The 12,755-nt window shown below is 26.7% G+C and carries 17 protein-coding genes; 15 read left to right on the top strand and 2 right to left on the bottom strand.

Annotated elements, in window-relative coordinates; genetic code table 11:
• The 15 genes from BT993_RS06155 to BT993_RS06085 all read left to right on the top strand — a co-directional run.
• Positions 1 to 312 (top strand): autotransporter outer membrane beta-barrel domain-containing protein (locus BT993_RS06155; RefSeq protein WP_143604292.1); only part of this gene is annotated, 312 nt, incomplete at its 5' end.
• A 119-nt stretch (positions 313 to 431) separates the two neighbouring features.
• Positions 432 to 1,331: an ABC transporter substrate-binding protein gene (locus tag BT993_RS06150; RefSeq protein WP_072593704.1), complete on the top strand. Its 900-nt coding sequence runs from the start codon at positions 432 to 434 to the stop codon at positions 1,329 to 1,331.
• A 3-nt stretch (positions 1,332 to 1,334) separates the two neighbouring features.
• The gene (locus BT993_RS06145; RefSeq protein WP_072593703.1) at positions 1,335 to 2,426 is read left to right on the top strand and encodes an ABC transporter permease; all 1,092 of its coding nucleotides are present in this window, start codon (positions 1,335 to 1,337) and stop codon (positions 2,424 to 2,426) included.
• The gene (locus BT993_RS06140; RefSeq protein WP_072593702.1) at positions 2,419 to 3,207 is read left to right on the top strand and encodes an ABC transporter ATP-binding protein; all 789 of its coding nucleotides are present in this window, start codon (positions 2,419 to 2,421) and stop codon (positions 3,205 to 3,207) included. Before BT993_RS06145 ends, BT993_RS06140 begins: the two co-directional genes overlap by 8 nt.
• Before the next feature lie 12 nt (positions 3,208 to 3,219).
• Positions 3,220 to 3,789, top strand: coding sequence for a tyrosine-protein phosphatase (locus BT993_RS06135; RefSeq protein ID WP_072593701.1), 570 nt, complete (start codon positions 3,220 to 3,222; stop codon positions 3,787 to 3,789).
• A 55-nt stretch (positions 3,790 to 3,844) separates the two neighbouring features.
• Complete coding sequence (locus BT993_RS06130; RefSeq protein ID WP_072593700.1) at positions 3,845 to 4,117, top strand: PTS sugar transporter subunit IIB; 273 nt, start codon at positions 3,845 to 3,847, stop codon at positions 4,115 to 4,117.
• A 378-nt stretch (positions 4,118 to 4,495) separates the two neighbouring features.
• Positions 4,496 to 5,989: a glutamate--tRNA ligase gene (gltX, locus tag BT993_RS06125; RefSeq protein ID WP_072593699.1), complete on the top strand. Its 1,494-nt coding sequence runs from the start codon at positions 4,496 to 4,498 to the stop codon at positions 5,987 to 5,989.
• Between the two features lie 15 nt (positions 5,990 to 6,004).
• Positions 6,005 to 6,586: a TetR/AcrR family transcriptional regulator gene (locus tag BT993_RS06120; RefSeq protein ID WP_072593698.1), complete on the top strand. Its 582-nt coding sequence runs from the start codon at positions 6,005 to 6,007 to the stop codon at positions 6,584 to 6,586.
• A gap of 194 nt (positions 6,587 to 6,780) precedes the next feature.
• Positions 6,781 to 7,554, top strand: a complete 774-nt coding sequence (rpsB, locus tag BT993_RS06115) for a 30S ribosomal protein S2 (protein WP_072593697.1) — start codon at positions 6,781 to 6,783, stop codon at positions 7,552 to 7,554.
• Between the two features lie 22 nt (positions 7,555 to 7,576).
• Positions 7,577 to 8,455, top strand: coding sequence for a translation elongation factor Ts (gene tsf / locus BT993_RS06110; RefSeq protein WP_072593696.1), 879 nt, complete (start codon positions 7,577 to 7,579; stop codon positions 8,453 to 8,455).
• A 65-nt stretch (positions 8,456 to 8,520) separates the two neighbouring features.
• Positions 8,521 to 9,237: a UMP kinase gene (gene pyrH, locus BT993_RS06105; protein ID WP_072593695.1), complete on the top strand. Its 717-nt coding sequence runs from the start codon at positions 8,521 to 8,523 to the stop codon at positions 9,235 to 9,237.
• Positions 9,238 to 9,283: 46 nt separating this feature from the next.
• A complete protein-coding gene (gene frr, locus BT993_RS06100) occupies positions 9,284 to 9,841 on the top strand; it encodes a ribosome recycling factor (protein ID WP_072593694.1) in 558 nt (185 codons plus the stop codon).
• Positions 9,842 to 9,845: 4 nt separating this feature from the next.
• Entirely contained in the window at positions 9,846 to 10,883 is a 1,038-nt protein-coding gene (gene mreB, locus BT993_RS06095) for a rod shape-determining protein (protein WP_072593693.1), read from the top strand.
• Positions 10,884 to 10,885: 2 nt separating this feature from the next.
• Entirely contained in the window at positions 10,886 to 11,326 is a 441-nt protein-coding gene (tnpA, locus tag BT993_RS06090) for an IS200/IS605 family transposase (protein WP_072593692.1), read from the top strand.
• A 152-nt stretch (positions 11,327 to 11,478) separates the two neighbouring features.
• Complete coding sequence (locus BT993_RS06085) at positions 11,479 to 12,048, top strand: tetratricopeptide repeat protein (RefSeq protein WP_072593691.1); 570 nt, start codon at positions 11,479 to 11,481, stop codon at positions 12,046 to 12,048.
• A 20-nt stretch (positions 12,049 to 12,068) separates the two neighbouring features.
• On the opposite strand, the gene BT993_RS06080 is transcribed toward BT993_RS06085, so the two are convergent.
• Positions 12,069 to 12,407, bottom strand: a complete 339-nt coding sequence (locus tag BT993_RS06080) for a magnetosome magnetite crystal formation protein family (protein WP_072593690.1) — start codon at positions 12,405 to 12,407, stop codon at positions 12,069 to 12,071.
• A gap of 174 nt (positions 12,408 to 12,581) precedes the next feature.
• Positions 12,582 to 12,755, bottom strand: a 174-nt coding sequence (locus BT993_RS07620; RefSeq protein ID WP_143604233.1) for an IS3 family transposase, incomplete at its 5' end; no start/stop codon positions are given.

Genomic DNA, 12,755 nt, shown 5'->3' with positions numbered 1-12,755 from the left:
TACTTTTGGAATTTAGGTTCAAATTTAAGGTCAAGACTTGGTACAAATATAACGATGTATACAGATGTTAGTAATGTAAATCCATATGTGGAGTTTAATTGGAATTATGATGTTAATTTAGCAGGAGTTAAGGTATCTGATGCTGGATATTATTATAATGCAAATAAGAACACATTTGAGTTAAAGTGGGGCTTAAGAGATGTAAACTTAAATAATAAATTAAGTGTATGGTTAAATGTTGCACATAGATTTAATGAGGTTGGATATAGAGCTAATGGAGTAGATTTAGGATTACTATATAAATTTGTGTAAAAATATAGATGATTTAAAGTTTAATAAAAAAGATTTTAAATCATCTTTTTATTTATAATAATATGCTTTACAAATAAAGATGACTGTGTTAAAATTATAAAAACTCAAGGAGGGGAAATATGAAAAAAATATTGTTAATATTAGCTTTGTTAGGAACTGTTGTAACTTTTTTATTATTAAATAAAAAGGAAAGAGCAGATTATAGAATTGGTATAAGTCAAATAGTTGACCATCCAGCATTGAATGCTACAAGAAATGGGTTTAAAGATGAATTGAGAATGAATGGAATTAATACTCTATTTATAGAAACAAATGCAAATGGAGATATTTCAACGCTGGTGTTAAATACTAGAAAATTAGTAAATCAAAAGGTTGATTTAATATATGCTATTGCGACACCTACTGCACAAGTTGCACAAAATAGTACAGAAGAAATACCTATAGTTATTTCAGCGGTTACAGATGCAAAGTCTTCAGGATTAATAAATAAGAATGTTACGGGAGTACTAGACATTGTTGATATAGAAAAACAAATATTACTTTTAAAGGATATAATGCCTCAAATTAAAAAATTAGGAGTAATATATAGTTCGGGGGAACAAAATTCAGTAATTCAAGTAGAAAATTTAAAGAAAATAACTGTAAAATATGGAATTGAATTAATTGAAAAATCTGTAAGTCAAATTAATGAAATAGCAATAGCAACAGAATCTATATTAAAAGAAGTAGATGCTCTATATACACCAACGGATAATTTAGTAGCTTCAACTATAAATGTTATAGCAGATAAAGCAAAAGAGACTAAAAAAATAACTTTGGGTGCTGAAAAATCACATGTTGATTCAGGAATATTAATGACTTTAGGTATAGATTATTATGAATTAGGAAAAGAAGCAGGAAAGATTGCTATAAGAGTTATAAATGGAGAAAAACCTGAAGATATAGAAATAAAAGGTATGGATAATTTAAAATTTGAATACAATAAAGATACTGCCAAACTATTAGGATTGGAGTTTTAGAATATGGATTCTTTAATGATTTTTATAGGCTTACTTCCAGAATCTATTAAATTTGGATTAATTTATTCAATTATGGTAATGGGAGTATATATAACATACAAAATATTGGATTTTCCAGACTTGACAGTAGATGGTTCATTTACTTTAGGAGGATTTACTTTTGCTGGGACTATGTTAATATTCCCAACTCACCCTATAATAGGATTAATATTTTCAGCTATTGCAGGAATGATTTCAGGATTTATTACAGGTATTTTACATGTAAAATATGGAATAAATAAATTATTGTCAGGTATAATAACTATGACAGCTCTATATAGTATAAATGCTAGAATACTTAATAAACCTAATGTGTTTTTAGAAAATGAACAAAGTTGGTTTTATATAATAAATTATGAGAAATATTTTACTTTATTTATAATAATATCAATAATATTACTAATTATTAAAGTTTTATACGATAGAAGAATAAAACCAGATAAAGATGCCTTAAAAAGTTTAATAATATATATATTAATATATATTTTTTCAATAGGATATGTGTATTACAGTAAAGATATTTCAATGTATTTACTATTATTAATAGTTTTTGTTATAAAATTAATTATGGACTATATCTTAACATCTAAGTTCGGATTAATACTTAGAGCCTTAGGAGATAATGAAGTATTAGTTTCTAATTTAGGAGTAAGTGTAAATAGGGTTAAGATTATAGGGTTAATGTTATCTAATTTACTTGTGGCAAGTTCTGGAGCATTTTTTGCTCAATATATTAAAGTAGTAGATTTATCTTCATCTGTTGGAACAATAATAATAGGTCTTGCATCAATAATATTTGGTATGGGAGTAATTAAGAGAAGTAGATCTATAAATAATATATCTATAGTTATTTTAGGTTCTATTATTTACTATATCATAATTAATTTTGCACTTAATTCATCATCAATTACAGATGAATTATTCTATATATTAGGCTTTAGTCAAGAATTAATATCTAAATTATCAATAAGACCAACTGATGTTAAGATAATTACTGCATTATTCCTTGCTGTTATACTTGCAGTAGGAAAGAAAAGAGGTAAGAATAATGCTTAAAATGATAAATTTAAATAAGAAATTCTATAGTGAGTTAGGTGAAGTTAAAATAGTATTTGATAATTTAAATTTTGAGGCAAATGCAGGAGATTTTATTACAGTTATAGGGTCTAACGGTGCGGGAAAGTCTACATTTTTAAATACATTAAGTGGAGAAATAGAATTAGATAGTGGAGAAATATTACTTGAGGGACTTAATATAGAAAAGCTTAAAGCACATAAAAGAGCAAATTTAATTTCAAAAGTTCATCAAAATGTTTCAAGTGGAACAGCTCCATCTATGACAGTATTAGAAAATATGTCTATGGCATATAATAAGGGTAAAAAGTTTGGATTCGGGTTTGGACTTGAGATATCTAAAATAGAAGAATTTAAAGAAAGTCTTAAAACACTTGGTTTAGGTATAGAAAATCAACTTGAAACAAATGTTGGTTTACTTTCTGGTGGGCAAAGACAATGTTTATCACTTTTAATGTCAACTTTTAATAAACCAAAATTATTATTACTTGATGAACATACTGCTGCACTTGATCCAGAAACTGCAAAAATTATACTTGAAAAAACAAATGAAATAGTTAATTCTAATGAAAACTTAATAACATTTATGATTACACATAATATGGAAGATGCAATAAAATATGGAAATAGATTAATAATGTTACATAAAGGGAATATAATATTTGACATAAAAGGGGAAGAAAAGAAGAATTTAACTGTAGAAAAATTATTAGAAATGTTTAAAAATAAGGAAATTATCCCTAGTGATAATGAAATATTTTAAAAAAGAGGTGTTATGAAAAAAACTATATTATTATTTTTACTATTTTTATCTTGTTTTGTATATTCAAATGATAATACTTTATTGATTAATAAAGAAAAAAATATGTACAAATTAGATGAGGGAGTATATAGAAGTAAACAATTAAAATTAGAAGATTTACCACTTATTAATGAACTAGGTATAAAAACTATAATAAGCCTTAGATATTTTAATAAAAATAAAGATGAAAAAGTATTTAAAGACACTGATTTAATATTAATAAGTAACCCTTTAAAAACATGGAATATTACAGCTAAAGAAGTTGCCAGGGTGTTATATGATATAGAACGTTCAAAAGAAAATGGAGCAGTATTATTCCATTGCTATCATGGTTCTGATAGAACTGGGTTAATATCAGGAATGTATAGAATAATATATCAAGATTATGAAATAAATGATGCCTTAATAGAACTAGTAAATGGACCTTATGGATTTCATAAAATATGGAAAAATATACCTAAAATGTTTAATGAAAAAGTAATAAAAGAAGTTAAAGATGAGATAATTAAATTGAAAAGTAAAGATTTAAAAGTACTTGATTAGAAGATGTATTTATGATAAAATTAATTGTGAAATACATAACTTAAGGAGATAAAGAATGAAAGTATTAGCTGTATGTGGAAGTGGAACTGGAACAAGTATGATTTTAAAAACTACAATGAAAAAAATTGTGGAAAAAGGAATAAAAATTGAAATTGATACTTGTACTATAGATGATTTGTCAAAAAAAATAGATGGAGTAGACATAGTAGTTTGCTCAGATAAATTAGCACCTAAAGTAGATGCTAAAGGTAAAAAATTAATTTCAGTTAAAAATATTTTAGATGATGTAGAAGTTTTAGAAAAATTAAAAGAAACAGGATTAATATAATAAAATATAGTATAACATAATTAGATATATGGGTGGCATAAGCTACCTTTTTATTTACGGTATTAAAACAATTGAGAAATGATATATAAAAATATTTAACTGAGGCACTAAGGCAACATTAAATATTGGTTATAAACAATAGCTATAAAGATGTTGAATAATTTAATTATTTTACATCTTTTTTATGAATATAATAAAAAATTTCACAATAAATGTGAAATATATATTTTATTTAGTAATAAAAACATGTTTTTTATATCAAATATTTAAATTTAAAAATTTTCATTAATTAATTAAAATGTGTATAATTTATTTTTTAAGATAATGTATAAAAAACTAGACAAATAATGTTAAAAGTGATATATTTAAAAAAAAGACATGAGAGGTTTAATAATGGAAAAAAGAGTTAGAGTTAGAATAGCACCATCTCCAACTGGAGATCCACATGTAGGGACGGCATATATAGGATTATTTAATTATGCTTTTGCACATAATAATTCAGGAGATTTTATACTTAGAATAGAGGATACTGACAGAACAAGATTTTCTTCTGATTCAGAACAACAAATATTTGACGCTATGAAGTGGTTAGGACTTAACTATACTGAGGGTCCTGATTTAGGTGGTCCTTTTGGTCCTTATAGACAATCTGAAAGATTTGAAATATATAAAGAATATGCAGTTTCACTTGTAGAAAAAGGAGAAGCTTATTATTCATTTGAAACACCAGAAGAATTAGAAATAATGAGAGAAAGACAAAAAGCAATGGGTCTGCCACCTATGTATGATAGAAGAGCAAGAAATTTAACTAAAGAGCAAGTAGAAGAAAATTTATCTAAAGGATTACCTTATGTAATAAGATTAAAAATGCCACTTGATGGACAAACAATTGTTGAAGATGGTTTAAGAGGTAAGATTTTCTTTGATAATGATAAAATAGATGACCAAATATTATTAAAATCAGATGGATTTCCAACTTATCATTTAGCTAATATAGTTGATGACCACCTAATGGGAGTAACACATGTAATACGTGCAGAAGAATGGATAGCTTCAACACCTAAACATATACAGTTATATAAAGCTTTTGGTTGGGAAGAACCAAAATGGTATCATATGCCTTTATTAAGAAATGCAGATAAAACTAAAATTTCTAAAAGAAAAAACCCAGTTTCATTAAATTACTATAAAGAAGAGGGGTATTTAAAAGAGGGTCTATTAAATTTCCTTGCATTAATGGGTTGGAGTTTAGGTGGAGAAAAAGAAATATTCACACTTGATGAAATGATTGAAAACTTTAGTTTTGATAGAATATCTTTAGGAGGACCAGTTTTTGATTTAGTTAAATTAGCTTGGGTAAATAATCAACATATGAAATTAAAACCTGTATCGGAATTAACAGATTTAGCTATTCCTTTCATTGAAAAAGAGGGCTACGATATTTCTAAGTTTAGTAGAGAAAAATTAGAAAGAATGGTAGAAATTACAAGAGAGGGTTCTCATACTTTAAAAGAATTAGCTAAAAATTTAGATGTATTTTTCATAGATGAGATTGTTTTACCAGAAATTACTGAAGATATGAATAAAAAGGATAGAAAAGCAGTAGAAAGAGTACATGAAGCATTATCTTCTGAAGAGGGTAAAAAATCAATAGCCTTATTTTTAGAAAAATTAAATTCTTTAGATGAAGAATTAGATGAAGAATTAATTAAAGATATACTTCACAAATTACCTGAAGAATTAAATGAGGGAATAGGTAAGGTATTAATGCCTATAAGAGCAGTTCTAACTGGTAAATCTAAAGGACCAGATCTTTATTCTATAATCTCTATAATAGGTAAAGAAAAAACAATAAAAAGAATTAATAGTTAGAAGGAGAAATGTACAATGAAAAAAAGAATAAAGGCAAAGGATTTAATTAGGAATGCTTTTGCTAAGATGCTTAAAGTAAAACCTTATTACAAAATAACAGTAAAAGAATTGACAGAAGATACTGGAGTTACTAGACAAATCTTTTATTATTATTTTAAAAATATGACTGAATTATTGAAGTACTATTTTGAAATAGAAATACAAGAAATAGTAAAAGTCAAAAGAAAATTTAATAACTTTGAGGAAGCATACCTTTTATTCTTTAAATCTATAGCAGAAAGAAAAGAAGTATTGGTTAATATCAATCAATCTGAATCATGTGGGTTATTAAGAGGAACATTTGAAGTTATGAGTAAAAGACTTTTTGAACTATTATTCACAGATACCTTATTAAAATATGATATTTCAGAAAAAGATAGAGAATTCTTACTTAACTATTATAAAGTTGCTTTTGCTTCAGTAGCATATGAATGGTTAAATAATGGAATGAAAGAAGAAATGAAATATTTAGTAAAAAATTTATCTATATTAATAGATCAATCATTACTTCAAATTTTAGAAAAATTTCACAAAAAAATATTAAACAAAAAAATCTAAATTTAAGATTTAGATTTTTTTTATATAATATTAAAAAGCTTGTATTAAACGGCTTGACACCATAAGTTAATAGTGATATAATAGCAAAGGACAAACACACTCTGTTTTTTTCGTTTGTATGGTGCCAATAATATTTGGATTTGCAAATGGACAAGAGTGGATGAAAAAAACCAAAAATCAAGGAGGAAAATTAAATGGCAGTAATTTCAATGAAAGAATTATTAGAAGTGGGGGCACATTTTGGGCATCAAGCAAAAAGATGGAATCCTAAAATGAAACCATATATTTATGCAGAAAGAAATGGATTACACATTTTAGATTTACAACAAACTTTAGTATCAACAGAGAAAGCTTATGAATTTGTAAGAGAAATTGCAAGTGAAGGTGGAAAAGTATTATTCGTAGGTACTAAAAAACAAGCTCAAGAAGCTATGAAAGAAGAAGCTGAAAGATGTGGAGGATTCTACGTTAACCAAAGATGGTTAGGTGGATTACTAACTAACTTAGAAACTATTAAAAAAAGAGTTAAAAAGTTAAAAGAATTAGAAGAAATGGAAGCAAATGGAACTTTAGATGAAGCTTACACTAAAAAAGAAGCAGCTATCTTAAGAAAAGAAATGGAAAAATTACAAAAAAATGTTGGTGGAATTAAAGAAATGAATACTTTACCAGCAGCATTATTCGTTGTAGATATTAAAAAAGAATTTTTAGCTTTAGAGGAAGCAGCTAAACTTGGAATACCTGTAATAGCTTTAATAGATTCAAATGTAGATCCAGATTTAGTAACTTATAGAATACCTGCAAATGATGATGCTATTAGATCAATAAAATTATTTTCAAAAGTAATTTCTCAAGCAGTTGTTGAAGCTAATGGTGGACAAGAAAATGAATACACTCCAGCAGAACTTGAAACAGCAGAAGTTTTAGAAGAAAATTTCGTAGTTGAAAAAGAAGAAATAGAAGAATAATAAGTTAATAGGAGGAAGCATTATGGCAAGTGCAGCAGATATAAAAGTATTAAGAGAAAGAACAGGAGCTGGAATGCTTGATTGTAAAAAAGCATTAGAAGCTAATGGTGGAGATATAGAAAAATCAATAGACTGGTTAAGAGAAAAAGGGATAGCTAAAGCAGCTAAAAAATCAGGAAGAATAGCAGCAGAGGGATTAGTATTTGGTGGAGAATTAGATAACTTAGGAGTTATTATTGAATTTAACTCAGAAACAGATTTCGTTGCTAAAAATGATGATTTCAAAAACTTTGGAACTAAATTAGTAGAACTTGCATTAAAAAATAAGACAGCAACAGTTGAAGAATTAAAAGCAGTTGAATTTAATGGAAGTACAGTTGATAACCAATTAACAGATTTAATTGCAAAAATTGGAGAAAACTTAAACATTAGAAGATTAGTTTTTGTTGAAGCTAAAGGATTTGTAGTAAACTATATTCACTTAGGTGGGAAAATAGGAGTTTTAGTTGAAGTTGATGGAGAAAATACTCCAGAAAATCATGAAAAAGCAAAAGGTGTAGCAATGCACATTGCAGCTATGGATCCATCATATTTAAGCAGAGAACAAGTTACAGCTTCAGATTTAGAAAGAGAAAAAGAAATAGCAAGAGTTCAATTATTAGAAGAGGGTAAACCAGAAGCTATAGTTGAAAAAATATTAGAAGGTAAAATGAGAAAATTCTATGAAGAAAATTGCTTATTAGAACAAAAATATGTAAGAGATGATAAAGTATCAATTAAAGAATTTATTGCTCCTTCAGTAGTTGCAGGATTTGCAAGATATAAAGTGGGAGAAGGAATTGAAAAAGCTGAAACTGATTTCGCAGCAGAAGTTGCAGCACAAATAGCAAATACAAAATAATAAGAATACATAAGGGAGAGTTTAAGCAATTAAACTCTTTTTTATCAAACGGAGGGAAATTTCATATGCTGAAACATAAAAGGATATTATTAAAACTAAGTGGAGAAGCTTTAGCTGGAGATAAGGATTTTGGTTTTTCTGATGATATTTTACATAGTTTTGCTAAACAGATTAAAGAAATACATGATGAGGGTGTAGAACTTGCAATAGTAATTGGTGGTGGAAATATATTTAGAGGAAAATTTGGAGAAGAAGTTGGTATGGATAGATCAACTGGAGATACTATGGGAATGCTTGCAACAATAATGAATGGATTAGCATTACAAAATGCTATAGAAAAAATTGGTGGAGTAGCTACAAGAGTTCTAACTGCAATAAATATGCCACAAGTTGCTGAACCATTTATAAGAAGAAGAGCAATTAGACACTTAGAAAAAGGAAGAGTAGTAATATTTGCAGGTGGAACAGGAAATCCATATTTTACTACAGATTCAGGTGGAGCATTAAGAGCAATAGAAATTGAAGCCGATGTTTTAGCTAAGGGGACAAAAGTTGACGGTATTTATGATAAAGATCCTGTTAAATATGATGATGCTATTAAATATGAAGAAATTACTTTTAAAGAAGCACTTAGTAAAGATTTAAAAGTAATGGATGCGACTGCATTATCATTATGTAGAGAAAATAATATGCCTATAATAGTATTTAATGCTTTAAAAGATGGAAATATGTTAAAGCTTGCCAGAGGAGAAAAAATTGGTACTGTTGTAAAAAACGATTAAAAGATGATATAATATAAATAGAAATAAAAAAGGGAAGGAAGATAAAATGGTAGAAGAACTATTATTAGAAGTTGAAGAAAAAATGGAAAAAACATTAGAAAGTACAAAAGTTCGTTTTTCTCATGTTAGAGCAGGACGTGCTAATGTTTCTATGGTTGACGGAGTTTTAGTTGATTATTATGGTCAAATGTCGCCGTTAAATCAAGTTGGTTCAGTTACTGCACCAGAGGCAAGATTATTAGTTATAGATCCTTGGGATAAGTCATTAATACCAGCTATAGAAAAAGCGATACTTGCTGCAAATATTGGTTTCAATCCTTCAAATGACGGTAGAATAATTAGACTTGTAGTACCTGAATTAACAGAAGATAGAAGAAAAGAGTATGTAAAGGTTGTTAAAAAAGAAGCAGAAGAGGGGAAAGTTGCAGCTAGAAATATCAGAAAAGACTATAATAACAAAGTTAGAAAAATGGAAAAAGATTCTGAAATTACAGAAGATGACTTAAAACATACAGAAGAAAAAATTCAAAAATTAACTGATGAATGTATTAAACATATAGATGAATTATTAGCTAAAAAAGAAAAAGAATTATTAAGTATTTAGTGTTATGATATTTGATAAATTAATTAACTTTTTTAGAATTAAGAAACAGATATCTATAGATTTAGGTACATCAAATGTTCTTTTTTATGATAAACAAGCAAAAAAAATTGTTTTAAATGAGCCATCTGTTATAGTTAAAGATAAAAAAACTGATAAAGTTGTTGCCGTAGGTAGAGAAGCAAGAGAAATGTTGGGTAAAAACCCAAAAAGTATAGAAGTAATTAAACCACTTAAAGATGGAGTTATATCTGATATAGATTCAACAAGAAAAATGCTTTCAGAATTTATGAAACAGGTTTATGGTATTTCGCCATTTAAACCAGAAGTAATAATTTGTGTTCCTATAGAAGTTACTAAAGTGGAAAGAAGAGCCCTTTTTGATGCTTTAGATGATGTTAAAAGAATATTTTTAATAGAAGAGGGGAGAGCTGCCGTAATGGGGGCAGGGGTTAATATTTCAAACCCTAATGGTAATATGGTTATAGATATAGGTGGGGGCTCAACTGATATAGCGATATTATCACTTGATGAAATAATTGTTTCTAAATCAACAAGAATAGCTGGTAATAAATTTGATGATGACATAGTAAAATATGTTAAGGAAAAACTATTTTTAAATATTGGAGATAGAACAGCAGAAAAAATTAAAAAAGAATTATCTTCTGCTATATTTGTTCCAGAAAATGAAAATAAAGAATTAATAATTAAAGGTTTAGATATTAATACCAAGAAACCTAAAACACTTGTTATTACATCTAATCAAGTTTGTGAGGCTATTGAGGACTCATTAAATGATTTAGTATCAGCAGTAAAAGAAGTAATAGGTAAATGTCCGCCTGAACTTGCAGCAGATATATTAGATAATGGAATAGTGCTAACAGGTGGTGGAGCTTTGATTTCTAATTTAGATAAATTGATAGAAAATGAAGTTAAAGTAAAAGTAAATGTTCCTGATAGACCTCTTGATTCCGTTGCAATAGGTGGAAGTTATGCCTTTGATAATAAAAATCTTTTAAATACGTTATTAGTAAAGGAAAATTAAAAATGGAAATATATGGTAACAATCACTCTGTTTTTGCATTGTACTATCAATTAGTATTTGTTACTAAAAATAGGAGCAAGATATTTAATGAAGAAATTACAAAATATGCAATAGAGAAATTTAAAGAAATTTCAAAAAACTATTTAATAGAACTATATGATTTTAGTTATGAAAAAGATCATATACATATTAAGTTTAAAGCACATCCTAAAAGTGAAATTTCTAAATTTATCAATGCTTATAAAAGTGCGACTTCAAGATTGATAAAAAAGGAATTTGAATATGTAAACACTGAATTAAAAGATGGTGGATTATGGGAGAAAACATATTTCTTGATTACAGAGGGAGTACCAAGTAAAGACATGATAAATCATTATATAAAAACAAAAATTAAGTGTGATATAATGGAACATGATTGTGAATGCTGTGGTTGTGAAGAATAAATTAAATATGACTTAGAATGTCATAAAACATTCTAAGTTTTTTATTGTTAATAATAAAATGAAAATGCTTGAAAGATATATTAAGTTAATTGATTTTTAAAAGTAAATATGATAAAATATAGTTATAAAAGTTACTGAAAGGAAAGATATTTATGTTATCGACATTAGTTTTTAGAGAATTTAGATATAATGGGAATATAGATGATTTTAAGACAGAATTAAAATCTAAAATTGCTAAAAACCCAAAGGATATAGATTCATTAAAAAAACTTGCAGGTGTATATCATGCGTATTTAGAAAATGATAAGGCGATTGAGTTATATGAAGAATTGTCAAAATATCTTCCAAATGATCATGAAGTTGAAGGTTATTTAGGTTATCTATATTATGAAAATTCAAATTTAAATGAAGCTGAAGAAAGATTAAAAAATGCTCTTTATTTAAGTGAAAAAGAGCCGTTTTTACTGTTTCTTTTAGGAAATGTATATTCAAGAAAGGGTATGCTTAGAGAAGCTTTAGATTGTTTTGAACTTGCAATATTTTTAGATTTTGATATGTATGGAGCACATATAGATTTTGGAAGAAAATATGAGCATATGGGAAGACATAGAAGAGCTTTAAAGGAATTTAGGGCAGCATATAATATAGATTCAAGAGATGAAGAATTATTAAAGAAAATAGAACATGTAGAAAATAGAATAAAAGAAAAAGAAAATAAATAGGAGGCTTAATATTAAGCCTCCTATAATTTTATATATTCAAATATTTTTCTCATAAAATCGAATTTAAATTCTTCGCCTCTGTAAGCATGTATTGTTGTTATAACCACCAATGCCAATAATATTAAAAATGATAAAGTTAAGATTAAATCAGATAATTTTAAATCTTTAAATAGAATTAATATAAAAGAAATGAATGAAAATATCAATCCTTGTTTAGCATAATCTCTTACAAATTCATTTTCTTTTTCTAAAATTAATCCACCTATACTAAATACTATTCCTAAAAATGGAGATAATGACACAATCAAAATAACAGATGCAACTAAATTCTCATTTATATTCCCTATAGATTTTTTCAAAATTATCAACCTCACTTTCATAAATATTATACCAAAATTATTAATAAAAGTCTAATGTTAATGATTTTTATTTAGTAAATATTTGTTTAGTTGTCAAACATATGTAACAAAATATTTAAAAAGTTTCTGTATAAGTGTGTAATTAACCACTTAGTCACCTTTTTTACATTTTTATTAATTTGTTAAACTATTTTGATACTCTCTTACTACCTCATTCGGACTCTTAAAGTTTAGTACTTTTCTCCTTATATTATTATATCTACTACAATACTTCTTTACTCCTCTTTTTAACTCCTCTATACTCCTAAATACTCTCCCTAAATAATACTTACTATCCTCCCTATAACT

The sequence above is a fragment of the Streptobacillus ratti genome, from assembly GCF_001891165.1.
GTDB lineage: Bacteria > Fusobacteriota > Fusobacteriia > Fusobacteriales > Leptotrichiaceae > Streptobacillus > Streptobacillus ratti.
Note: the sequence above shows the minus strand (reverse complement) of the source record. Positions and strands in the feature narration are given on the sequence as shown.

What these genes read in the sequence shown, in the direction of transcription:
- BT993_RS06150 (WP_072593704.1), top strand. Translation starts at nt 432, where the DNA reads ATGAAAAAAATATTGTTAATATTAGCTTTGTTAGGAACTGTTGTAACT.
- BT993_RS06145 (WP_072593703.1), top strand. Translation starts at nt 1,335, where the DNA reads ATGGATTCTTTAATGATTTTTATAGGCTTACTTCCAGAATCTATTAAA.
- BT993_RS06140 (WP_072593702.1), top strand. Translation starts at nt 2,419, where the DNA reads ATGCTTAAAATGATAAATTTAAATAAGAAATTCTATAGTGAGTTAGGT.
- BT993_RS06135 (WP_072593701.1), top strand. Translation starts at nt 3,220, where the DNA reads ATGAAAAAAACTATATTATTATTTTTACTATTTTTATCTTGTTTTGTA.
- BT993_RS06130 (WP_072593700.1), top strand. Translation starts at nt 3,845, where the DNA reads ATGAAAGTATTAGCTGTATGTGGAAGTGGAACTGGAACAAGTATGATT.
- gltX (WP_072593699.1), top strand. Translation starts at nt 4,496, where the DNA reads ATGAGAGGTTTAATAATGGAAAAAAGAGTTAGAGTTAGAATAGCACCA.
- BT993_RS06120 (WP_072593698.1), top strand. Translation starts at nt 6,005, where the DNA reads ATGAAAAAAAGAATAAAGGCAAAGGATTTAATTAGGAATGCTTTTGCT.
- rpsB (WP_072593697.1), top strand. Translation starts at nt 6,781, where the DNA reads ATGGCAGTAATTTCAATGAAAGAATTATTAGAAGTGGGGGCACATTTT.
- tsf (WP_072593696.1), top strand. Translation starts at nt 7,577, where the DNA reads ATGGCAAGTGCAGCAGATATAAAAGTATTAAGAGAAAGAACAGGAGCT.
- pyrH (WP_072593695.1), top strand. Translation starts at nt 8,521, where the DNA reads ATGCTGAAACATAAAAGGATATTATTAAAACTAAGTGGAGAAGCTTTA.
- frr (WP_072593694.1), top strand. Translation starts at nt 9,284, where the DNA reads ATGGTAGAAGAACTATTATTAGAAGTTGAAGAAAAAATGGAAAAAACA.
- mreB (WP_072593693.1), top strand. Translation starts at nt 9,846, where the DNA reads ATGATATTTGATAAATTAATTAACTTTTTTAGAATTAAGAAACAGATA.
- tnpA (WP_072593692.1), top strand. Translation starts at nt 10,886, where the DNA reads ATGGAAATATATGGTAACAATCACTCTGTTTTTGCATTGTACTATCAA.
- BT993_RS06085 (WP_072593691.1), top strand. Translation starts at nt 11,479, where the DNA reads ATGTTATCGACATTAGTTTTTAGAGAATTTAGATATAATGGGAATATA.